Below are 699 nucleotides of genomic sequence, written 5' to 3' on the forward strand. Positions count from 1 at the left end.
GCATCATCGAACTGTCGCGGCTGTACCTGACCACCGGCATGTTGCTTGAAGGCGGCATTCCGATCCTGGCGGCGCTCGATATTGTTGGCAACACCGTTGCACCGACGACGCGCGCGGCCCTGCTGGTCGCCCGCGGCATCATCTCCGACGGTGGCACGCTGTCGCAGGGGTTCGACCACTGCGGCCTGGCGACGCCGATCGCCTTGCGCATGCTGCGCGTCGGCGAGCGATCCGGACAGCTCGGAGCGATGCTGACACGTTCGGCGCTGTTCTACGAGGGGGAAAGCGCGCGCTGGATCGAGCGCTTCACCAAGGTCTTCGAGCCTGCGCTGATGACCGCCATCGGTCTCCTGGTCGGGCTGATCGTGGTGCTGCTGTACCTGCCGATCTTCGACCTCGCCGGGGCGCTGCAATGAACGCGCCCGCGGTCGGCGACCACCTCCTGGCCGACGACCTCCTGGCGCGGGCCAGGCGCCAGGCGCTGTTGTCGGGACGTGCGCTGCTCAGCGAACTCGAGGCGCTGACCGGCAGCGAACCCCGCCAACTGGTCGCCGATCTGGCCAGGCGCTTTCGTCTGCCGGCCCTCGATACCCCCGCGATGCTGGCCTGTGATCCGGCATTCGACCGCTTGCCGCTGGTCAAGGCCCAGACGCGCGGCTGCGTGCTGCTGCGCTCGCCGCAGGCGGCGGGTGACGGCCA

Annotated in this window: 1 protein-coding gene and 1 pseudogene; both read left to right on the top strand. The window is 69.1% G+C overall.

Going from position 1 to position 699, the window contains the following annotated elements:
• Window positions 1–416 (top strand): type II secretion system F family protein (locus tag CAPSK01_RS00185; protein ID WP_273702783.1); only part of this gene is annotated, 416 nt, incomplete at its 5' end.
• Window positions 413–699, top strand: a pseudogene (locus CAPSK01_RS00190) (type II/IV secretion system protein); the annotation flags it as partial. The gene CAPSK01_RS00185 and the pseudogene CAPSK01_RS00190, both read left to right, overlap by 4 nt.

It is taken from the genome of Candidatus Accumulibacter vicinus, assembly GCF_000584955.1.
Classification (GTDB): domain Bacteria; phylum Pseudomonadota; class Gammaproteobacteria; order Burkholderiales; family Rhodocyclaceae; genus Accumulibacter; species Accumulibacter vicinus.